Source organism: Tannockella kyphosi (assembly GCF_021054785.1).
Lineage (GTDB): Bacteria > Bacillota_I > Bacilli_A > Erysipelotrichales > Coprobacillaceae > Tannockella > Tannockella kyphosi.
In genome coordinates this window covers 620,584-643,322 of the sequence record NZ_CP088239.1, presented here as the reverse complement: position 1 = coordinate 643,322, position 22,739 = coordinate 620,584, and the positions used below count along the sequence as shown (strand labels likewise).

Annotated in this window: 18 protein-coding genes; 6 read left to right on the top strand and 12 right to left on the bottom strand. The window is 30.4% G+C overall.

From position 1 onward, the window contains the following. Positions 1 to 10: 10 nt before the first annotated feature. The 4 genes from LRR82_RS03340 (at position 11) to LRR82_RS03325 (ending at position 5,416) form a co-directional block, all read left to right on the top strand. Positions 11 to 1,294: a VirD4-like conjugal transfer protein, CD1115 family gene (locus LRR82_RS03340; protein ID WP_249030096.1), complete on the top strand. Its 1,284-nt coding sequence runs from the start codon at positions 11 to 13 to the stop codon at positions 1,292 to 1,294. An 11-nt stretch (positions 1,295 to 1,305) separates the two neighbouring features. Further along, positions 1,306 to 2,238, top strand: coding sequence for a hypothetical protein (locus LRR82_RS03335; protein ID WP_249030095.1), 933 nt, complete (start codon positions 1,306 to 1,308; stop codon positions 2,236 to 2,238). A gap of 53 nt (positions 2,239 to 2,291) precedes the next feature. Continuing rightward, on the top strand, positions 2,292 to 3,644 hold the full coding sequence (locus tag LRR82_RS03330) for a hypothetical protein (protein WP_249030094.1): 1,353 nt from the start codon (positions 2,292 to 2,294) through the stop codon (positions 3,642 to 3,644). 212 nt (positions 3,645 to 3,856) lie between these two features. Beyond that, positions 3,857 to 5,416: a sodium/proline symporter gene (locus LRR82_RS03325; protein ID WP_249030092.1), complete on the top strand. Its 1,560-nt coding sequence runs from the start codon at positions 3,857 to 3,859 to the stop codon at positions 5,414 to 5,416. Between the two features lie 37 nt (positions 5,417 to 5,453). On the opposite strand, the gene LRR82_RS03320 is transcribed toward LRR82_RS03325, so the two are convergent. The 3 genes from LRR82_RS03320 to LRR82_RS03310 form a co-directional block, all read right to left on the bottom strand. Beyond that, positions 5,454 to 5,966 carry a GNAT family N-acetyltransferase gene (locus LRR82_RS03320; RefSeq protein WP_249030090.1) on the bottom strand — a complete coding sequence of 171 codons (513 nt, stop codon included), beginning with the start codon at positions 5,964 to 5,966 and terminating at the stop codon, positions 5,454 to 5,456. Positions 5,967 to 6,146: 180 nt separating this feature from the next. Next, the gene (gene ltrA, locus LRR82_RS03315) at positions 6,147 to 7,436 is read right to left on the bottom strand and encodes a group II intron reverse transcriptase/maturase (protein WP_249030089.1); all 1,290 of its coding nucleotides are present in this window, start codon (positions 7,434 to 7,436) and stop codon (positions 6,147 to 6,149) included. A gap of 557 nt (positions 7,437 to 7,993) precedes the next feature. Continuing rightward, a complete protein-coding gene (locus tag LRR82_RS03310; RefSeq protein ID WP_249030088.1) occupies positions 7,994 to 9,547 on the bottom strand; it encodes a carbohydrate-binding domain-containing protein in 1,554 nt (517 codons plus the stop codon). A 197-nt stretch (positions 9,548 to 9,744) separates the two neighbouring features. Here LRR82_RS03310 and LRR82_RS03305 point away from each other — a divergent pair, with 197 nt between their 5' ends. Further along, positions 9,745 to 9,957 carry a hypothetical protein gene (locus LRR82_RS03305; RefSeq protein ID WP_249030087.1) on the top strand — a complete coding sequence of 71 codons (213 nt, stop codon included), beginning with the start codon at positions 9,745 to 9,747 and terminating at the stop codon, positions 9,955 to 9,957. Between the two features lie 116 nt (positions 9,958 to 10,073). On the opposite strand, the gene LRR82_RS03300 is transcribed toward LRR82_RS03305, so the two are convergent. The 9 genes from LRR82_RS03300 to LRR82_RS03260 all read right to left on the bottom strand — a co-directional run bounded on the left by LRR82_RS03300 (position 10,074) and on the right by LRR82_RS03260 (position 21,776). Beyond that, positions 10,074 to 10,619 (bottom strand): DUF3592 domain-containing protein, encoded by a 546-nt coding sequence (locus tag LRR82_RS03300; RefSeq protein ID WP_249030085.1) that lies wholly within the window; start codon positions 10,617 to 10,619, stop codon positions 10,074 to 10,076. A 187-nt stretch (positions 10,620 to 10,806) separates the two neighbouring features. Further along, complete coding sequence (locus LRR82_RS03295; protein WP_249030084.1) at positions 10,807 to 11,532, bottom strand: hypothetical protein; 726 nt, start codon at positions 11,530 to 11,532, stop codon at positions 10,807 to 10,809. A gap of 11 nt (positions 11,533 to 11,543) precedes the next feature. Beyond that, the gene (locus tag LRR82_RS03290; protein WP_249030082.1) at positions 11,544 to 12,329 is read right to left on the bottom strand and encodes a hypothetical protein; all 786 of its coding nucleotides are present in this window, start codon (positions 12,327 to 12,329) and stop codon (positions 11,544 to 11,546) included. 14 nt (positions 12,330 to 12,343) lie between these two features. Beyond that, positions 12,344 to 16,981, bottom strand: coding sequence for a vWA domain-containing protein (locus LRR82_RS03285; RefSeq protein ID WP_249030081.1), 4,638 nt, complete (start codon positions 16,979 to 16,981; stop codon positions 12,344 to 12,346). Further along, a complete protein-coding gene (locus LRR82_RS03280; RefSeq protein WP_249030080.1) occupies positions 16,981 to 17,580 on the bottom strand; it encodes a hypothetical protein in 600 nt (199 codons plus the stop codon). The genes LRR82_RS03285 and LRR82_RS03280 overlap by 1 nt, the downstream gene beginning before the upstream one ends. 33 nt (positions 17,581 to 17,613) lie before the next feature. Then, positions 17,614 to 18,411: a SipW-dependent-type signal peptide-containing protein gene (locus tag LRR82_RS03275; RefSeq protein ID WP_249030079.1), complete on the bottom strand. Its 798-nt coding sequence runs from the start codon at positions 18,409 to 18,411 to the stop codon at positions 17,614 to 17,616. Positions 18,412 to 18,453: 42 nt separating this feature from the next. Next, entirely contained in the window at positions 18,454 to 18,990 is a 537-nt protein-coding gene (locus tag LRR82_RS03270) for a signal peptidase I (RefSeq protein WP_249030078.1), read from the bottom strand. A 125-nt stretch (positions 18,991 to 19,115) separates the two neighbouring features. After that, positions 19,116 to 19,784: a response regulator transcription factor gene (locus LRR82_RS03265; protein WP_249030077.1), complete on the bottom strand. Its 669-nt coding sequence runs from the start codon at positions 19,782 to 19,784 to the stop codon at positions 19,116 to 19,118. 72 nt (positions 19,785 to 19,856) lie between these two features. Then, positions 19,857 to 21,776: a sensor histidine kinase gene (locus tag LRR82_RS03260; RefSeq protein ID WP_249030075.1), complete on the bottom strand. Its 1,920-nt coding sequence runs from the start codon at positions 21,774 to 21,776 to the stop codon at positions 19,857 to 19,859. A gap of 274 nt (positions 21,777 to 22,050) precedes the next feature. Between LRR82_RS03260 and deoC the strand changes: the two genes are divergently transcribed. Further along, entirely contained in the window at positions 22,051 to 22,737 is a 687-nt protein-coding gene (gene deoC / locus LRR82_RS03255; protein ID WP_249030074.1) for a deoxyribose-phosphate aldolase, read from the top strand. Positions 22,738 to 22,739 lie beyond the last annotated feature (2 nt).

Below are 22,739 nucleotides of genomic sequence, written 5' to 3'. Positions count from 1 at the left end.
GGAGAACAAAATGAAAACAAATTATCGCATACTAGCAAACAACACATACCAAAATAACAATACTTATGAAACAGGTATAAATAATAATGACTTAATTATTGGTCCTTCTGGTGCTGGTAAAACAAGAAATTATGTAAAACCTAATATTATGCAATGTAATGAAAGTCTTATTATTGCAGATACAAAAGGTAACTTAATAAAACAAGTTGGTCCTTTATTAAAAGAAAAAGGATATCAAATAAAAATCATTGATTATAAAAACATAACAAAGTCACATGGGTATAACCCATTTGATTTTATTGGTTACAATAACGAAACAAAACAATACAATTGTCAAGATATCTTAACTATCTCAAGTACTCTTGTTCCTCAAGAAAATTCAAAAGACCCTTTCTGGGACTTAGCTGCAAGAATGTATTTAACTTGTTTAATATCTTACACACTAGAATGTTTACCAAAAGAAGAACATAATCTAGAATCTATCTATGAATTACTTACTATTATACAAACTTCTGTTTTTGATAATCTAATATTTCAATTAGAAATAGAAAATCCAAAAAGCTTTGCTGTAAAACAATACAAGATGTTTAAGAACAATCGTCAAGCAGAAAAAATGAATCAAAGTATTATTGGTATTTTATTTGAAAAAATAAATGAATTAACTAACAATGATATTTGTACACTTTATCACAATAATAAAAAGATTAGTTTTGAAGAACTATCTACTACAAAAACTGCTATTTTCTTAACAATCAGTGATACTGATCGTTCTATGGACAAACTAGCAAGTTTGTTTTATAAACAAGCATTACAATCATTATGTACAATAGCAGATAACAATCCATCTAGTCGTTTAGATATACCAGTCCGTTTTATCTTTGATGATTTTGCTACAAATACAATTATTCCTGATTTTGATAATATTATCTCCGTTATTCGTTCTAGAGAAATATATGTCAGTATTATTTTACAAAGTATTACTCAATTAAATGCTCTTTATGGAAAAGAAAAAGCCATTACCATTATTAATAATTGTGATAACTGTTTGTATTTAGGTGGTCAAGATGTAACTACTGCAGAATTTTGTGCCATCAAAGCAAATAAGCCTATTCAAGAAATTTTAGAAATGCCTATTGATAGAGCCTACTTGTTTACAAGAGGAAATAAACCATTAGAAGTATCTAAGTTTGATATCACTAAACATGATTATTACGATCTTCTTCCTGAAGCATCTTTTCCAAAAATAAAACAAGAACCAGACTCTATTCATCAAGAAAATACATATCAAATATAGAAAGGATCCTTATGAATACACTAAATACGATACTTAAAACTGTCTTTCATCAAGAATGTTTACAAAATACAAGTTATAAAGTTTATACCAAAATACCAACAAAATGTATTGAAAACACTTATATTGATAATACGATAGACCTACTATTTACAAAAGATGATCAAATATGTGGATATATTAAAATGATACGACCTAGATTATTTCATAAGACTGAAAATATTATTGAAAAATCAGTGATGGATCGTGATATTTCTTCTAGTGATTTTAAAGAATTAATTCAAAACAGTTATTTTTCTAAGATACCTTTTTATCTAGATTTGCCTACTACAGTGAGCTATACAAATGATATAAGTGATTTTACAAACCATGTCATTGCATCTAATACTACAAATATAACAATCAAATATTTAGATAAAAAAGATATTAAAAAAGAATTCCCTGATTTAGAATTTGAAAAATTTCTACTAGAACAACATTTAATAAATAAAAAAAATAATATAACTGCATTTGGTCAAGAATATGGTTTAGTAAAACAATACTGCATTCATCCTATTACTAAAAAACTAGTTTATAAGTTTGTCATATTAGCTACTTACTATCCTAAATTCCTTAAAATAATACAACTAGCAAACCCCCAAATACTTCCATTACAAGATAGAATAGAACAAAACACATTATATAATCCATTTAACCTATCTAAATTAGATCAAGTCTATACGCTATCTAGTCAATTATTACTAACCAATCTTTTTGAAAACAATCTTGAAGATCTAGAGCGACTACAAACTATTGTTTCGATTTATTCAGGTCCTAAACCTATTCGTTATGGAGACATAGCACAAAGAATCCATGACATGTACCAAAGACCACTATATCGAAAACACGCCATTAAAGCACTAGATTTACTAGTATCTGTTCTACCTGATAATTTAACTAATGAATAGACTTCTACTTATCCCAATGCTATACTTAACATAGGTTAAAAGAGGAGAAAGTCATGAAAAGTATAAATATTAATGAATATGTAGACTTCTATATTGAACGACAATATTCTGATTATATGGAAGATTATGAGGTCGATGATTTAGAAGATTATCGTGAAACATTAGTTAAAAATGTTCGCAATACTTTAAAAGAATTTAACGACTTCCAACCTACTTTTTCCATTGAAAACACTTCTATTTTTCAATACTTTCCATATCATACTCTCTCTACACAACAACAATATGACTTCCTAGATCATTTATTGTTTTTAAAATACAATGACTTTGCTATTGGAAATAAAGTAATTCATAACTTAAAGAAAATAACTTATGATTTAGATGATTCTCGCTTTGATGCATTATCCTTAAAAGAAACAGTCCCTACTTCTTTTACATTACAACTAGGCCAATATAAAAATAATCATCGTCATATTATTCGAAATGATTTCTTAGAAATAAAACAACTACTATCTAATAATGAACTAATAGCAAATTATGTCATTGAAAAACAATCCTATCAAGATTTATATACTCTTTTAAATATATATACGGATAGTATCTTACAAGCAATCAATTATTGGGTTATTGCTTGTGACTTTTTAGATATGAATAAAAGAATGGCTTGTTTACTATCTTTGCATGCTATTCTAGATAAATTATTAGATGAAGTAACATCCCATCATCAAACTCCAAAAAATACGAAGTTATCTTCTTCATTAGATATTTATATCACTTTATTAAAATATCGTAATCGTTGTGGAGAACACTTGAAGTTATCTTCTTATTTAAAAGAAGAACAAGAAAATGAAGCTAGTTACTTTCAACCAGTAAAAAAAGAATACTTTGTTACAAAGTCAATGTTTGTTGAAAATCAAAATATAAAAGCTATTTTAAATGAAGGAAATGGTCGATGCGACCATTTTGAAGAAAAATTAATACAAACTAAAGCAATTATTGAATTATTATCTAAAAATAATGGTCGTAATGTAGATCCTAATAACTTATTAGATTTAAAAGTATATTTTAGAGAATTATATATTAGTAAATCAAAATATAAGACTACTGCTGCTACTATTGCTAAAAAATATATTGATTCACCTAATCAATCCATTTCTTTAAGTGATGAAAGATTTCTTAATGAAAAGATAAGTAGAGGCTATTTTAGAGAACAAATTCCTTTAGTGTTATATGATTATAAAAATATGATTCAACACAAATTATATTTAGTAATTATTCAATCATTACTTTGTTATGATTTAAATGAAATTGTATCTATTAATTATCAAATTACTAATTTATTAATAAAAGAATCCTTTATGTCCATTAATGAGGTCTTACCAGATTATAATAGAAAACCTATTTTTTAATAACTTATAACATAGTCAAAAGACATAATTCTTCTTTAGATTATGTTTTTTATTATTTATCTCCATCTAAAAATATAGTATACTTTAGCTAGTGAAAATATAAAATATTTCACTTCATTTGATAATAAGAATAGAAAAGAGTGTACAATCAATAGTAAATATGAAATTTGTTTACCTTTTGATTACGTACATATTATACGAGGAGAGATTCTATGAGTTCAAATATTTATATTATGATTGCAATAACAGGTTATCTAGCAATGATGCTTGTTGTTGGTTGGTTTTGTTCAAAGAAGAATAATTCGACAGATGATTTCTACTTGGGAGGTAGAAAATTAGGTCCTTTAATGACAGCAATGAGTGCAGAAGCTTCTGATATGAGTGGTTGGTTGTTAATGGGTTTACCTGGGGTTGCTTATGCATGTGGTATTGCGGATGCAGCTTGGACTGCTATTGGATTGGCAGTAGGTACATATATTAATTGGCTGATTGTTGCTAAGAGAATCCGTTTGTATACACATTCTATTGATGCAATTACGATTCCAGACTTTTTTTCTAAGCGATATGGAGATAAAAAGAATATTTTATGTGGTATAGCTGCATTGGTTATTCTTATATTTTTTGTTCCTTATACTGCTTCTGGTTTTGCGGCTTGTGGAAAATTATTTTCTACTGTGTTTGGTATTGAATATATGACTGCTATGATTATTAGTGCTGTTGTCATTGTTGGTTATTGTGCTTTAGGTGGCTTTTTAGCTGCCTCTACTACAGATTTAATTCAATCTATTGTTATGACTTTTGCATTAATTATGATTTTATTATTTAGTATTCATATTGTTGGAGGTTTTGATACTGTTATAACAAATGCTTCTTCATTAGATGGATATTTGTCGATGACTGCTATGTATAATGCAAGTACGGGAACTGCTTCTTCTTATGGTTTTGTTACCATTATTTCGACACTTGCTTGGGGACTAGGTTATTTTGGTGTTCCTCATGTATTGTTACGTTTTATGGCGATTGAAGATCCTAATAAATTAAAAGAATCACGTCGTATTGCTACTGTTTGGGTTGTTATTTCTATGTTTGTAGCTATTTTAATTGGTGTTACTGGTTATAGTGTTTCTAGTGTAGGAGCTATTGAAGTCTTAGCAGATTCTGAGAATATTATTATTGTATTAGCTCAGTTATTAGCTGAAAATGGTGTTGTTTTAGCATTGTTAGGTGGTATCGTATTAGCCGGTATTTTAGCTTCTACCATGTCTACTGCTGATTCTCAGTTATTAACTGCTTCATCAAGTATGTCTCAAAACTTATTACAAGATTTTTTAGGAATTAAGATGACTAAAAAAACTACTTTATTAGTAGCTAGAGGATGTGTTGCAATAATTGCAATATTAGGTGTTTGCTTTGCTAGTGACCCTAATAGTTCTGTATTTGGTATTGTTTCGTTTGCATGGGCTGGGTTTGGAGCTGCTTTTGGTCCTGTAGTCTTAGCTGCATTATTTTGGAAACGTTCTAACATGCAAGGAGCATTAGCAGGCATGGTTGCTGGTGGAATTACTGTTGTTATATGGGAATATGTTTTAACCCCTATTGGTGTGTCAATGGTTGCTGCAGGAAATTCTATTGGAGCATATTTGACAATCTATGAATTATTACCTGCTTTTATAGTTGCTTGTATTGCAATAGTAGTTGTTAGTTTATTAACGAAAGCACCTGAACAAGCTGTTTTAGATAAGTTTGACGAAGTACAAGAATTATTAAAATAATGAAAAGAGGTAACTTGTGGGTTACCTCTTTTTTATTTTATAGTTCAAACATTTCCTTTACGTATTCTACTGTACCATCTAATAAAAAGTTCTGTTTTGTTAAAAATAATATCATATAATTTTCTTCTGGGACTTCAAAAGGAGCTACTACTTTAAACAAACTTGCTTTTTGATATCCTACTTTAGGATAATAATTTTCATCACCTAATACAATTGAAAAAGGATATCCTAATTCTTTAGCAATAGCATGTGCTTCATTCATAAGAGTCTGACCCACTCCCTTTTTTTGTTTATCAGGTAATACGGACAATGGTGCTAATGCAAGACCAATATGCTTTCTTACCTTAACTTTTGTAAACATAATATGACCTATTATTTTATCATCCATTACAGCAACTAGTGCAAGTTCTTTGATAAAACCATCACTTTTTCTTAATAGATCTAATAATTTATACTCATTTCCATCTGTATGTTCTGCATTTTCAAAAGCACTTTTAACAAGTTCTCTAATTTCAGCAAAGTCTTTATATTCTTCTTGTCTAATTATCATTCGTTATTCTCCATTCATCCTATCACTACAAAATAAACTACTATCTTTCTAGTAACTTCTTCATTATAGCATAATGTCTTAAAAACGTATCTTCTTGAATCGAGTAGGAGATAAATAATTAATTTATTTATCGTCCTCTCACACCACCGTATGTACCGTTCGGTGTACGGCGGTTCAAATTTATACTAAAATATGTTTTAACTGATACTGGTCTAGTAGTGATACTAGACCTCTTTTCTTTAGTCTATCGTTCGTTACCGTTCTACACATGATATATGACATGGCAACTCGTGCGTATGCTTTTCTGCTATTCGCCCATTCCCATGCTTTATATTTGTTTACTCCTAGTTTTATTAGTGCTCTGTATTTTGTACCTATTCTTTTCCATCGTTTCCATATGCACATTCTAAGTCTAAACCGTGTATGTGCATCTATTTGTTTGCACACTTTCTTAAAACTCGCTATTCTAAAGTAGTTGACCCATCCTACTATCAATTGCTTTATCTTTAGTAGTCTGTAGTCCATGCTCACTCCCCAATTCCGGCTTGTAAGTTGCTTCAGTTTTCTTTTCAGTTTTTCTACAGAAAGTTTATGTGGTTTCGCTTTATAGGTCTTTTGAAGTTTATCATAGTAAAATCCAAACCCTAGGTATTTTGTACCCTCTGGTTTGTTGACTTTGCTTTTTGTCATATTTACTTTTAATCCTAGTTTCTTTTCTATGTACCTACTCACATTCTCTATTACTCTATTTGCTGCTTTTTGACTTCCTACCAATATTTGCACATCATCTGCATATCTTACGAAATTAAGTCCTCTTGCCTCTAATTCCTTATCCAACACATCAAGCATAATATTTGATAATAATGGACTAAGATTTCCGCCCTGTGGCGTTCCGATTGTTGATTCTTTATATTCGTCATCAATCATGATTCCACTTCTTAGGAATTTTCTAATTAGGGATATTACATCACCATCTTTTACCTGTTGACTCACTAGTCGAATTAGTTTATCATGGTGAACATTATCAAAGAATTTCTCTAAGTCAATATCTACTATCCAATGCAATCCTTCATTCATGTGCTCTAATACTTTTATGATTGCCATTTCACAGTTTCTACCCGGTCTGAACCCATAGCTATGTTCACTAAATATCGGTTCATAGATTGGTGTTAATACTTGCACTATCATTTGTTGTACCATTCTATCTTTTACTGTTGGTATTCCAAGTAATCTTACTCCACCATTCTCTTTTGGTATTTCTACCCTTCTTACCGGACTAGGTTTATATCTCCTTGTCCTTATCTCTTCTTTAATTTCTTCGCCGTGTTCTTCTAGGTATTCCTTTAACTCAGTTACTTCCATACCATCTATTCCACTAGCTCCTCTATTTCGTTTGACTTGCTTATATGCTTCTATCATATTTTCTTCACTAAGCAGTTGATTAAGTAATTCATTTCTTTCTGTTTCCATATTTCGTTACTTCCCTTCCTTTCGTTTCCTGTATGTTGACTTATAGCTTTCCTCCGTTCTTGTTTACTCACTATTCTAGTTTCACTCTTGTCCTCGAGTTACACATACCGGTGCAATTTGACAGTTCTTTAACTGATAAATCTGTTCAGTCCTTTGCTCCATACCCATTACAGGTACTTCCTCACTACTACGACCTCGGCTGACTTCTCACAATTCGTTGTTACTACTTTCTCGCTTGTGAGACCTCCCAGGGTAAGGCTATACATCTTTCCCTCCATATATCTTCCATATTTACATTAGATAAGTACTTCATAGTCTGTTAGATTTTGTGTTGTTAAGCACACTTGTCTCTTATCTCCTGCCTGATATAGTTCGTGTTCCTAAGACCAGAGTTTTGTCTAATTCTTCCTTCAGATTCCGCCTCACGATGGACACCCTTGACTTCGACTAGTGGTTGGCGACTATTCCCCCACGGTGGACTTTCACCACTTAGATGTATACCATGCCTGGCACACTTAAAAAATGTCACTACAAAAAGTGACATTTTTAATTAATTTTTATCTTCTTGAAGGAACGCTAAATGATCGACTAGAAGAACTAGATGAACTACCAGAAGTACTAACTTCATCTCCATTTTCATCCACAATTGATCCACCAGTATAACTTACACTACCTGTAACATCGATTTCGCTATCTCCAGCTGTATAAATTGCACTGACATCAAGAACTACATTTCCACCCGTCATTTCAAAATCTCCGTTTGAATCAAAACCATCCCCTTGGCAAGCTACATAAATGTCTCCACCAGTAATCGTTAAAGTTCCTGAACTACTTCCAGCATTGATTCCATCATCAAGTACAATAACACTTATAGTTCCTCCATTAATTGTAATATTATCTCCCTCAATACCTTCATATCCATATTCAATTTCAATAATTGCATCATTAATCGTTAAATCATAATCCGCATGAATAGCATCATCCCCTGTTACAATATAAAATTCTCCACCATTCATTGTTAAATCTCCATTAGAATGAATCGTATCTTCATAAGCTGAAAGATTAAATATTCCATCATTAAAAATAATAGTTCCTGCTTTTATGCATTTCATACTATACTCTAAAGTATCCGTAGCCATTACACTACCACTTGATCCTTCACCTACTGTAATTGAATTTAAAACACCCTCATATCCATTACCACCAGTTAAATCAAATTCTCCTCCATCAATTTGTAAACAACTAGAAGCATCCATACAATCGGCTACTGAATTAATCGTAAATGTTCCACTTGCAATATAAATATAACCTTTCGACGTATCATCACTGTTTTCACACTGCATACCATCTTTACCACTATCAATTGTAAAATCAGCATTTACGATACGAATACTATCATTTGCATTAATACCATGATTCTTTGAAGTAATAATATAGGTTCCACTTGTAAAAGCAATATCATCCTTAGCTTCTATACCATGACCATAAGTAGCATTGATCGTAAGCGTCCCTGTTCCATTAAAAGTAATATCACTCTTCGAATAAACAACAGCATCCACACCTTCATCATCCGTGTCAACATACTCTCCACTTGTAGACAATGTATTATCACTATTATCAGCCAATGTAATAAAAACCTTATCTGCCAAAATAACATATATTGCTGCAGATGAACTAGAATTAATAGTAACTCCATCCAATACTAATTGTATTTTTGCACTATCTGAGGCCTCTACAATAACTTGTCCATCACTAATACTACCAGATAATATATATACTCCTTCTTCACTAATCGTAATTGTTTCATCATCTAAACTAATAGAAGTGGCAGTACTCTCGTCATAATCATAGTCTAAATCTCTATCTGTAAACATATCCGCAATATCCTCATCACTAAATGATGTTAACGTCTGCGTATTTGTACTACTGTCACTACTGCTACTACTAGAACTTCCTCCACTACTAGAGCTACTACTATAAGTATAACTTTCTTCTACTGAAGAACTATCAAATAGTAGATTTGTTATTAAATCACTTAATAAAGAACTAACTGTCAAAGTAATAATTACTAGACATAGAATGTTCATTACTATATATACATATTTTTTCAATTTAGTCATCTCCTACCTTGTATCTATCTAATTTAACATAAATATGTGTGAAAGTTGTGAGGTAAAACAATAAATAAATGTGAAACAAAAGTCTTAGAATTATGTTATTTATACTTTTTAATCAAATATGATTGAGAAATAGTTGTTATTTATGATACTGTATAGACATAGAATAGAATACAAAGGAGGATTTATAAATGGCGAATCAAAACGAAGAAAGAAAAGGTCCTAGAGGTGGACATGGCGGACACCCTCCAAGAAGAGGTCACACACCACCACCTAGAAATAATCATAATATGAATCATAACGGTTCTTCTCACCCACCTAGACCACGTAAAAAAGCTTCTTTTGGGGCATATGTTATTGTTTTTCTTTTACTAGCAGTCATTCTATATTTTAGATATTGTTAGTGTTTCCTAAAAAGATAAAATAATACAATTCTTATCTAAAACAGATGAATAGAGATTCATCTGTTTTTATATACTAATTATAATAATTTATATTCTTTTTTAAGTTATTTATAACTTTATAATATAAATAAAATAAATGCAAAAACTAGCAATAACATATTTGCTCCTACAAATATACCCACTACTATTTTTGAAATACCTTCAAATCGATGTACGTATGCTTCCTTTGGTTTATTAGGGTTATAATATACATCTACATCTGAGCCTATTGGAAATAATTCAAGAATCGGTGAACAAGTTTTACAAGCTATTGAATTTTTATATATTTTGGTATGAACATATAATGGTAGATTATCCTTGGATGTTAAATTTGATTCAAAAGCTGTTTCTATATCTTGAGAAGGTGTTTTTACAGTAATACATGTTCCTCCCAAAAACTTAGGTCCAACTACTTTATACTTTTTATTATTTACAAAATATTCTACAACTGCAGTATGTGCATCCCCATAGTAAATACTAGACATTCTTTTGACTACACCTACTGTTTTTTCACAGCATCTTTTTTCTCTGCCTATTTTTTTTAGAACAATAAAATAAAAGCAAATCTGAATGACAATCAAATATGCCATAATAAACAATAACCATAAAATCGATATTTCCATATCCATCCCTCCTACTTTTCTATACTATATCACTTTCTATAAAAGAAAAAAATGTTTGCTCTTCTTTTCATTACATTCTGTATCTTTTTTCATAACTCGCCAAAAGAACTTGAATTAGATTCAAGTTCTTTTGCATCCCAAACAATCATTGAAAATTAAAATTTTTATCATTCATCTTATAAATCTATTATTTTTGCTTCTCTTTAGATTCTTTTTTAGCAAATATAATAATTGTAATAACAGATGTTGCTAAGAAGAGTACTAGAATAGTAATATTTGTATTATCTCCTGTTTCTAGAATATCTAAAATGCTACTAATCTCTTCATCTGATTCATCTTCTGAAGTAATAATAGTCTCTTCTTCGGATCCATTTTCTGAAATAGGAACTATTTCTTCAGTATCTTCAATAATTTCTGCCACAAATACCCAATCTATTTCTCCCTGTAAACTTGCTATTTCGTTTCCTACATCCATGGATATTTCTAAAACAATTGTGATTTCTGTTGTCTTATTTTCACTAAAAACACCTAACATAACACCATCTTCTAATAAACCTGTGATTTCTTGATCATCATAACTAACAGTGAATAACACATTTTCCATTAAAGTTGTATAATCTTCTGATTCTCCTTTTGAACGTAGATAAATATAAACAGTTTCATCACCAATATTTTCAACCGTTAACTCTATAACTTGCTCCAAACTGTCTCCAGGTATTACCCCTTTTATATCAGTAAATAAATCAGGACATCCTGTGCTACTGCTTACTTTTGCATTGTTATAACTAAACATTCCACTACTAGTATCAAATATTACTTCTGGTGTTGAAGTTAAACCAAAGGAAGAGGTAGAAGTAATAACTAGTAATATCATAGTTACTATAACACTTAAACAAACCTTTTTATGCTTCATTTTTCTTCCTCCTACTCTTTATCTAAATAAACAACTGGATTATCATCACTATCAGTCGTCAAACTTACATCTTGCCATGAATCTTCTAAACCATCTACTTGAACACTATCCACAATAATTGTCAAAGTTACTACTACTCCATCATAAAATACTTCTTGATAAATTTTTTCAACTAATGTATTCGCAGTTTCTCCTGGAGCTAAAGAATATTTGTAATAATATACACCATCTCCATCACTAATCCAATCAGTATCATTTAAGCCTTCTACATCAAATACATTTGTAATAGTTGTAGCATGATTAGCAAGATAACCATTTTCATCAAATGAACTAGTAGTTGCTACAAGAGCACCTGTTTTATAAGTCAAAGTACTCGCTGTTGTTGAGTCATAATTTTCATCAGATACTACAACTTCCCCATCTTCATTTATAGTCGTACTATATTCATTTCCTAGCTCATCTATTAGAATAGGATATCCATTATCTCCATAGATAACTTCCATTGTATTTACAACAAATTTTAATCTTACATAAACATCCACATCACTATCTGATGAATTGCTTGCTGTTACACTTTCTTTAACAACTCCATCAAATTCTTCTTCAATAGGAGTAACAATTGTTGGTGTTTCAAAGTTGTTTTCAATTTCATCACTAACTCCTATTTTATATGCAATAGTTAGGCCAATAGCACTCACCAAGAACATTACTATTAAACAAAGGGACATCATTGTTTTTTTGTTTTTATGAAAGAATTTTTCTATTATTTTCATTCTTATTTTATTAGTTGTTTTCATTGTATCCCCTCCTATTATCTTGGATCACTTAATTCATAAAATGTGTTTTGAGCTAATTCGCTATATGATAACCAATATTCATTCATTAATGTATTATATACATCAATATCTACTTCATTAATGTCAAAGTATACTGCTGATACAGGTGCATACATAGTTGTTGTATTACTTGAATCTAAATCAAAGTTTCCATTGTTATCTTCATATGTATATTGCTCAGTATCAATTCTTGTCCAATCAGAATAATCATCACTTTCGTTTTTATCTAAATAATCAGTACTATTAGTAACTAAAATCATAGCTGATGATCCATCTTTAGCAGTTGTTACTGTTGCAATAGAATCAAATGTATATTGTGTTAAGTAATATGCATATTCATAATTTATATAATTATCTTTTTCAAAATCAGTATTTTGGTAAGTTCCCAATAATCCTTCTCCTAATTCAAGAATACCATCATTATCTCCTACTTTATCCCCTTCAATTCTTGCTACTATTTCTTCATCATAATCAATAATTTTATAAGCAGATGTTTCAGTTGTAGTTGTTTGTGTAATGTTTCCACTAGAATCTTCACTCATAACCGATGTTGTATCAAACACTGGATAAACTCCTTGTTCAGACATTTCAGTTATGAAATTATCAATACTTACAAAGTTTCCAGCATTAAATCCCTCCAAATAATCACTTATATCTGCTTGAACATTTCCATAAGTTACAGTACGAACTTGATAACTGTTGTCTACTTCCGTTATTACATTTGCAATAACATAAGTCACTTCCGTTTCGTCAACTTCAGTAGTATAAACACTAATACTTACTTTTCCATCAGTTATATCAAATTCATAAATGTTTTGTGTAACATAGTCTAAGTCTGTTGCTTCATCACCACTTACATAATCAGCGTATTGAGTTGTAGTAGTTGTTGTAAACCCTGGTTCATAACGCCAAGACCAATTAGTATCTTCAACAATGTCTAGCTCTACACCACAATATAAATCAGTTACTAATACATTAAAAGTATAATAACGTGTTCCGGTAGAATCAGTCCATTCTACGGTTTCTACATTAGACATATCTGGATCTATAATTACCTCTAATGTTTTTTCATAATCTATTACTGTTGCTTCGTATAAAGGTATTTCGTTTTCTTCATCTTCCCATAAAACACGAGCTTCATATGTTGCCCCATTATAAGAAATAGTGAAATTTGATTCATTAATATAATTTCCTGATGTATTTTGAACACCCGTTTCACTAAAGAATTGATGCGTAATATTATAATACTCCGTGTATGTTGAATCTAATACACTATCATCTTGAGGATTAATATTTGTGTAAATAGCAAATTCTGTTTCCCCACTATAGTATCCAGTAGTATCGATGTATAAATCCACTGTGTCATTGTCTGAACTTTCAAATACTGTTAAACCATTATCATCTTGATAGTATTTTTGAGATGTTATAAATTCAGCATCTGTATAACTTAAATCAAAGATAAATGATTGAGAATATGTATCATAATCATCTGCATTTACTGTTTTACTAATTTCTAAATCATATTTATTAATATATACTCCAAATGATGTTACTTCTTCTTGAGAATATTCATACCTTGTAGTATTAGAATATCCGTCGGAAGATTTAATAGTCATCGAAGAAATATAGAACTCTTTATCTTCACGAACTCCTATTTCAAAGAATTCGTCCGCTGTATATTCGATACCACGCCTTGCCGTATAACCGAAGTTTACCGTTGGTGCTTCTATTGTTGATTCAGGAATATCATATGAATAACTATTTGTTGTTTCCCATGCGATATTATCAGTTACTAATGTATCATACGTCGACATATCATCAGGATCTACTACTGATAGAATGTTATCTTGTCTTAAATCTACAGGAGTTGCATAATCTACCCAAATGTTATTTACTTCAATTGTAGGATGTAATACATAAACACGAAGTAATTGAGATTCTACTGTTGTTGTCCCAACTGTACCTTCTGTTAGAGGAGAAATAGTAATTTCTACAAGATAATCAGTATCATCACTAGGAGTTATTAATGTATCTACATTATAGCTATCACCATCTGCTGAACTTGCTGATTGACCTGCTGGAATATATACCCTATAAAGTTCAATTCTATTGCTATCACTATCTAAAGCGTATTTGTAATATTCATCTTTCTCTTCATCATAAGCTACATAAACGCTACTTTCACCCGTAGTATATTTGTCATATTCATCTTTATTTGATTCTTGTGTTTGATATAAAACATAAGTAATATCAACATATTTATTACTATTTCCATCTATTGATTCTCCATCAATTTCTACTAAATCTACGATAGAAATTGCATTACCTAAATAAATAGTTTGATCTGTAGTTTCTACAGTTACATCTATAGGAATATCTGCATTAGGTACAGGAAATGATTCTAAGGAATAATACCCACTACTATCAGAAGTTGCATGTGAAGAATCATAAATATAAACTCCTGATGCAGAAGTATTGGTATCAATTGCATTACCACCCAATGTACCATCACTAGTAATATTATCACCCACAGTAGAACTAACTGGATCAATATCAAATTCAATAATTAGTTTTGCACCAAAATCTTCACCATTTGCTTCATCATTATCTTTATCAACAGTAGTTACATAATATTTGTTAAAGTCAAACCCTTGTACTGTTACTAATTGTGTTTCATATAAGTCTACTCTTAATCCGTCTATCATAATATAAGTGCCATTGCTATCAGTACTAACTTCATCAGCGTAATAAACAATAGAATCATCTTGATCATTAACATACACCGTTTGTGTAGTTACTGATAGATTTTCATTGATTTCATTTGTGTTTCCATCTTGGTCATAAATTAATACACGTTCACTCCATGTATAGTAACCACTATCAAATAAACTACTGCTATAATCCTTATCCTCCTCACTATTTTTCCCTTCACAGTAAGCTATATATAAGCTAATAGTTGAATTTTCTGGTATTATAAATTCTGAAGTCATAACATCACGAACTTGTGTTGTTTGATCTAGTTCATAAGTTGCAGATGTTGTTAATGAGCCAGCAACTTTAGTAAATACACTTGCCAAACTATCTGATACGATTACGTCATTACTATTAGTATCAATCGGATAGTAATATTCTGTATAACTTTTTACAGTTCCATCATCATTATAGGATGCTATTTCTTTAGCATAAGTAGTAGAAATAGTGTAACTTGTAGCAGTTCCAACATCATAAATACCAGACGAATTAGGGAAACTACTAGAAATATAAGTACTAGCATTTACATAATTACTAGATAATAAATCTAAGAAAGAACTAATAAACGTATTTCCATCATTAATATAATAGGTAGTTCGTCCATTAGATGTTGTATAGCCATCATTGTAGTATGATGAAGTACTATTAGTATTCGCATCATTCGTATAATCACTATATACTCCATCTAGCATACCAATGGTAAATACAGTAACACCATCTTGTTTCATGCTAGCAGATGCTGCTAATGCACGATTAACATTGTTTAATGTACTAGCGGATGAATCATCTGATCCATCACCTGTGGAATTAATTTGAGTTGGTATCCCATCTGTAAAGATTACTGAAAGTTGTGTTCTACCAGTACCTTCATAAAGCTCTTCTAAGTTTGTTGTTGTTCCGTCGTATTTAGCATCATATAAGATATCTTCTGCTGTTTCTATACCTAATGCAATTAATGTACTATGTTGTAAATTAAAGGTAGTCGTACCATCAGCATTTCCACCTTCATATGTGTTTCCAGAAGATGTATTTGTCTCAGTAACCCAAGATAGTACCTCTTCTATTACATCAAGCGTATTATCCCCATCTGTATCAACTAAACCACTTAAACTATATTCAGTAGTATCATCGTTGTGATATGTCACGATAGAGATACGATGCTCAACATCAGTTTCTAATGATAAAATGAAATCCAAAACAGCCTCAACAAGGTCTTTTTGACGACTTTCGCTATAAAGATAACCATAGTTTGCTTTATAAAAACTAGTCCATTCATTATTAGATGAATTTAATAATGACTCAATCGTTACAGTATCTGTTTCACTAACCCAATCTCCATAAGTCACACTAGCTGATTCTTCAATAGGAGAAACTGTGATTGATGTATCTTGAACCCATTCATAACTTGACTCTCCTGAACCAACATCAGTTATAAGTTTGTATTCTCCATCAATAATACCTACATTATTTTTTAGATTCTCAGTACTATCTTGTGATATATTAATATCACCATAAGTTAAGTTTTCTGCTTGATCAGCAGGCCACATCATACTTGTAGATTGATCTAGAACTAGAATAATATCAACTGGAGCTGTCTCATCTTCCGTTATTGATACTTCTCCTGTTGTAAAAACATCTAAATTCAAGGTATATTCATAAGAATCTTCACTTGCTAATCCATTATCATCAGTATCATAAGAAAAAGTAACTGTCTTACTAACAGAAATTCCTTCATTGTTTTCTGTTGCATCTCCTCCTGTCGTTTGATCATCTGCAAGAACATTCATTAGCATTGGTGCACTAAAGATACTTGTTATTGCTAATATAAGAGATAATATTATTGATGCTATTTTCTTTTTCATTATTTCTTCACCTCATTTCCTGTAACTTCAGGGAATCCCTGCACTTCTAATATTGATTCAAATTCATTATATTCAGATTGCACTGACTGAGATCCTACTACTAAAGTAATAGTAGATCCAATATAATCATTATCCATTTCTGAAGAGAAAGAGATTTCACTGAACACTGGATCCTCTGTTGTTTCTCCAGATCTCACAATATTTACATATCGATACCAACCATCTTCATCTTCTACCCATTTTTCATCATCGATATTCAAACTAACTACACTAGAATCTAACGACTCGCCATTTACATCTTCAATATAAAATTTGATTGATACTCTTGTGTAAAAATCCTCAGATCCTGTATTAGTGATATAAGCAATTTGTTCTACTGTATCACCTGGTAATATTGAAATACTTTCATCTGTAGAAACTAATGTCCAATTTATCCCATCTGTTTTTATCTCTTCATATAACTCCATTTGTACATTACCAGTGGTTATAACATTTGTTGTCGTACTTTCATTTACAAAATATGCAACTGTTTGATAACCGATTGTGCCTGCTAATATCATTAGACAAATGAAACTAGCGTATATTCTTTTCTTTCGCATTTTGCCACTCCTTTCTTCTATATTTTCAATGTTTTATTTTATATAACTAAATACTATTTCTAAATTTTCCGTATTTAGAATGTTATCACTTTGAATAGCATATCCTATAAATGATAAGTCTACTGTATGAGTGTCCGTATTATCTTCAGTTGTATTATTATTTAGCAGTAAATTAAGCATTGCTTGCGTTAATTTATCATTGATAGTTACTTCATCATCTAATAAAATTGGAAACTCAGCTGCAACATACAAATCAGTAGTGTTTGTTAATTCGTCTAGATTAGTCATCTGATCTAAACTTGAAACTGAAAGTAAATATCCATCTCCATCTACTAAAGCATATACATAAGTAATTGTTGTATAAGTATCACCCGCTTCTCCTTCGTAATAACTTACAGTTGAAGCAGAAGTTTTAACTAAACTCCAATACCAATTTGTTGTTATAGCATCAGCTGTATATCCTCCAGCATAGAATGAACCCCCTTCAACTAACGGATCTACTAAAAATGAACCATTAATTTCATAAGTTACATAATCAGCAAATGAGAATTCATCATTATTTAATGCTGCAGTTGGCAGTGTTTCAATTACTTCTACAAAGATATATGCATCATCCCCTGTAACTGAGATTGTTGGGTCTTTTGTGAAAGTTTCACCTGGTATTAAACTATAATCATTATCTGTTTCTACTAATTCAATATCTACATTTTCTCCTACTGTAAAGCTATTTGTAATTTCATCTGTTTGATCTGTTAAGTAAGCTATTGTAGCTCCTATCGTTAATAACACCACTAAACATAACGCTGTAATTGGTTTTGCATATTTTCTCATTTTTTTCTCCTCTTTCTTGTCGGAACCATTCCCTATTATTTCTTAATACACTTTTAAATCTTTTCTATTTAGTTGATTCATGTTTTCTTTTTTATCTTTCTCCCAAAGATCAATCATATGAACACCTATCATCCACATCAACACTAATCCTATTAAGATGTAGCTCCATGGTGGTGTTGTTAAATATGCTACGATAAACCCAAGATATGGGATAGAAAAGCTTGATTTACCAATAATACTTTCTATTGTTGTTGGTAATCCATCTGCTGTTTCATTGGCTAAGCCTTGAGTATAATAATATCCATTTATTTCATCTATTTCTATTACTTGATGAGTTACTATAGTTGCGTTATCTATCATATAGAAAGTAATAACATCTCCTACTTCAATTTCTTCTGCTGTTACTTCTTCTACATAGACCATAGATCCTGTTTGATATAACGGCTCCATGCTGCCAGATAATACAACATAAGGGTAATAACCAAACAACCTCACTCCTATTAATAAAAATAGAAGTAAGAGTAAACAAACTAACATAATAGATGATATGCAGTTATAAATTCGCTTTATATAATGCAATTTAACCACCTCCCTTAGTTATAAACTCAAGTTTATAAACATTATCTGCCTTCGTTACACATACTATACTTTAAAAAAAGCAACAAAAAACCAAACTTGCAAATTTGTAAGTTTGGTTTCATATATTAAAATTTTTCTAAAATATAGCCTTCTGAACGTTGTAAAGAGATAGTGACACCAGATAATTCTGCATTTAGTTTTTTCTTTAATCTCGAAATAACAGTCCATAAAGCACTACTATCTCCTGACATTGGAACACCCCATACCGATTCATAAAGTTTCTCTTTATCTACAATAGAATTAGGATTCTTGGCTAATACTAATAAAACAGAAAATTCTTTTTTAGTAAGATATAAATCTTCACCTTCTAAATTAGCAGTCATCGATTCTGTATCTAACTTTAGGTTTCCAAAATAAATAAAGCGATTTTGAGTTTCTACAGATCTTAATCTTGCTTCTATTCTTGCTAGAAATATTTCAAAATCATAGGGCTTTGCTAAATAATCATCTCCCCCTGCTTTCAATCCAGCAATAACATCTTTATTTTCTCCCAATGCACTTAACATTAATATTGGTGTATTTGTTTTTTCTTTAATCACCTTACAATAATCTAAACCATTTCCATCTGGCAACATAATGTCTAAGACAATTAAGTCAACTTGATGAAAAGATAATAACTCTCCACATTTCTTGAGAGTAGTCGCACACAGAACTTCGTATCCTTTCATAGTTAATAAAGAAGTATTAAAATTCATAATATCTAAGTTATCTTCTACTAATAATATTTTAGCCATACAATCACCCCTATTTTTATATCGTATACCTGTTTTGATGATTATTCAAGTATTTATTCATCCGAATTTAATCTACTCATCAATATATATCGGTAATGTAAAAGCAAAACTTGTACCTAATGGACCTGTCTTTTCTACCTGTAATTCGCCTTTATGCATTTCTACAATATCACGACAAATTGCTAAACCTAGACCACTGCTACCATCATGACTAAATCCTTTTTCAAAGATATGTGGTAGAATTTCTTCGCTAATTCCTGTTCCCGTATCAACCACACGAACTAATACCCTATTATCAATTACTGAATCATTACTAAAAGTAATAACACTTGATTTAGAATGTCGATTCGCATTTACTGCCAAATTGATATAAACTTGTAAAATCATTTCATAATTAATTCTAACATTAATATCAGCTTCAATATCATTAATAATAATATTCCCTTTTTTAACTAAAATAGGCTTTAAAATAGTGGACATTTCTTCTATTAATTGATATAAGTTTTGTTTTGTTTTTTCTGTTGAAGAATGTGCATCTAATGTTACTGTTAATAATTTAGAAACCAAGTTTGACAAACGCATTGCTTCATTGGATATTGTTTTTAAATTTGCTATTGTTTCCTCATTAATTTTATTTTCATTGATTTGCAATTGCGTTAATTGAGAGTATCCAGTAATAACCGCTAGAGGAGTTTTTAATTCATGAGCTATTGTATTCATATAGTCATTTTTTAGTAAATTCAAGTTCTCTAACATATTATTTCTACTATTAATCTCTGCCTCTTTTTGAGAGGCAATAAATAATTGCTTATCTGTGTTAGTAAAACTAAAAGTAAAAATGATTGCATTAATAAAGATTACTACTAAGGTTGTAGGTGCTAAAATATTAATAACTATATTTGGATATAATAAACGTTCTAATCCGGCTGCCAAAGATAAAAGAATAACAGAAAGTAGAGTTAAAAATTGAGTTTTTGTTTTAAGACCATCATATTTTATAAATGTATAAACTCCATTTGCAAGTAAAAATAAAATAGTTAATGTTAATACTACTACCATTTCACTTAAATAACTAGAATATATATAAGAAGGAGTAACCATATAGAACATAGATAATCCCACTAATATAGATAAACCTATTATCATTGCTATTTTATTAATCATCCAATGAAATACTGCATCTAAGTACATAAATAAACAGAAAAAATAAGCAAATACCGAAATCCACTCTAACCGATGTCCAAGATACCAATTTAATGATGGTGATATTAACATAATCGAATTTCCATACAATGCTGTTTTTAATGATACAGCAAAACAAGCAAGACCAAAGAATAATAAACTAACATCCTTATAATAGAAAGCATACATTCCTATAAAAAATAATCCTATCGAAGCTAAAGCTCCTAAAATATAAGTTTCATGCATATAATAAGTTACTGTTAAATCCACCACTAAATCTGGATCCCCTAGGTACAATGACTCTACTGCGCCATTAACATGGTTAAAATAAGCACTTTGAATAATAATCTCAACTTCTTCCTCACCTGCAACAAATGTAATAGAATACTCTGTTTTCTCAGCTACAAAGTCATCAACATTATCACTAACAACACCTACCTGTGACAAAAGTTCTCCGTTAATCCATACATTTTGAGCATAGTCAGCACTTTGTCCAGCTATCATATATGTTTCGCCTTCTTCTAAATCCAAAGTGACTCGATATGTTCCATATAATGCATCATCATCTGCGATTGCAATTACATCATATTCAAAATCTTCACTTGTGTATAATACACTAGGATACCATTCAAAAATATCGCTTTGCAATTCAACTACTTCCGTTGAAAAGTCAATATAAGCAATTTCATTTTTATCACTAATAGAAATCGAATCATCATTTAATAGTGTTAAAATAGTTCCATATGTAAAAATAACTAGTCCTAAAAATAAGACCCCATTAATTATTAATATTATTTTACGTTTGCCCATATTCTTATTCCTCTCCCCTTTTATGTATGATTTCTAAGAACCTTTTATTAAAAAGCTCACTGTTAAAATAACATCAATTTCTTAAAGAATAACTATATCTCTATTTAGATATTATTTAAACATGTAGCTATTGTGCTTATATATACTATACCACTTAAGCAATATAAAAAAAACTACTGATATCTTTTTAATAGCGATAGTTATCTGTCATGAAGATAGATTGACTATCCTATCTTGTATGTTATAATGTAGTTACATTTAAGGAGGGATAATAATGAGTATTAAAATTGAAAATGAGAAGCAATTAGCGAAGTTTTTTGATCATACATTATTAAAAGCTTTTGCTACTGATGATGATTTAAGAGCACTATGTAAGGATGCTAAAGAAATGGGAACAGCAATGGTTGCCATTAATTCTTACCCTGTGTCAGTATGTAAAGAGTATTTAAAAGATTGTGATGTTCATGTTGGTGCTGCTATTGCTTTTCCTTTAGGGCAAACAACAATTGCATCAAAAGTATTTGAAATAAAACAAGCTATTGAAGATGGTGCTGATGAAATTGATTATGTTATGAATGTAGGAAAAGTAAAAGCAGGACAATATGATTATATTAAAGAGGAGATGACTCAAATAGTAGCAGCTTGCAAAGCAAAAAATATATTATGTAAAGTAATATTTGAAAACTGTTATCTAACGAAAGAAGAAATCAAAGAAGTTGCATTAATTGCAAAAGAAGTGAAACCAGATTTTATTAAAACTAGTACTGGTTTTGGAACTGGTGGAGCTACTTTGGAAGATGTAGCATTAATGGTGAAAACAGTAGATGGTGCTTGTCAGGTAAAAGCTGCTGGAGGTATTAGAGATTGGGCTACATGTAAACAAATGATTGAATTAGGAGCAACAAGAATAGGAACAAGTTCTTCTAGGGAAATATTAGCAGGATTCCTTGCTGATCAATAAGG